We start from the raw sequence: 793 nt of genomic DNA, 5'->3' as shown, positions 1-793 counted from the left end.
CGTGAGCAGCACCGCCGGTGAGCCCAGCGTGCCGCAGCCCGAGACCGTGCCGGAGGCGGCCTCCACCCCGCTCCCGCCCGGCGACCGCCACGTCGCCCAGGACGTGGCCATGGCCCGCCTGGCCGCGGAAATCAGCGCCAATACCCGGCTCTACGCCCGCCGGCCCTCGCGAAAGTTCGTATCCGCCAGCACCCGCGAATACGCCTGGGCGGCCTACCTGCGGACCTGGGTGGACCGGGTCGAGCGGGTCGGCAACCTCAACTACCCCGACGAGGCGCGCAAGCGCCGGATGCGCGGGACGGTAGTGATCAATGTCGGCATCCGCCGCGACGGCAGCGTCGAAGGCGCCGAGATCGTGCGCAGCAGCGGCGTGCCCCTACTCGACGCCGCGGCCCTGCGCATCGCCCGCCTGGCCGAGCCCTACCCGCCCCTGCCGCGGACCGAGGAGGATCCCGACATCCTCAACGTGGTCCGGACCTGGCAGTTCATGCCTGGCGGCACCATGAGCGACGACACCGGAAGCGAGCCAAGATGACGACCCTGCTGGCCTTCGAGACCTCGACCGAAGCCTGTTCGGTGGCCCTGTGGCGCGACGGCCAGGTGCTGGAGAAATTCGGCGTCGCGCCGCGCAGGCACGCCGAACTGGCCCTGCCATGGGCCGAGGCGCTGCTGGCCGAAGCCGGGGTGGCCAGGTCCGCCATCGATGCGATCGCGGTCGGGCGCGGCCCCGGGGCATTCACCGGGGTGCGCCTGGGCGTGGCGCTGGCGCAGGGCATCGCGCTGGCGCTGGCGC

Annotated in this window: 2 protein-coding genes; both read left to right on the top strand. The window is 73.3% G+C overall.

Features of this window, described 5'->3' with window-relative positions; genetic code table 11:
* Positions 1–535, top strand: a 535-nt coding sequence (locus tag QAA18_RS04070; protein ID WP_279411199.1) for a TonB family protein, incomplete at its 5' end; no start/stop codon positions are given.
* Positions 532–793 (top strand): tRNA (adenosine(37)-N6)-threonylcarbamoyltransferase complex dimerization subunit type 1 TsaB (gene tsaB / locus QAA18_RS04065; RefSeq protein WP_279411197.1); only part of this gene is annotated, 262 nt, incomplete at its 3' end. The genes QAA18_RS04070 and tsaB, both read left to right, overlap by 4 nt.

Source organism: Luteimonas sp. 8-5 (assembly GCF_029763755.1).
Taxonomy (GTDB): Bacteria; Pseudomonadota; Gammaproteobacteria; order Xanthomonadales; family Xanthomonadaceae; genus Cognatiluteimonas.
This window is presented reverse-complemented; position numbering and strand designations above follow the sequence as displayed.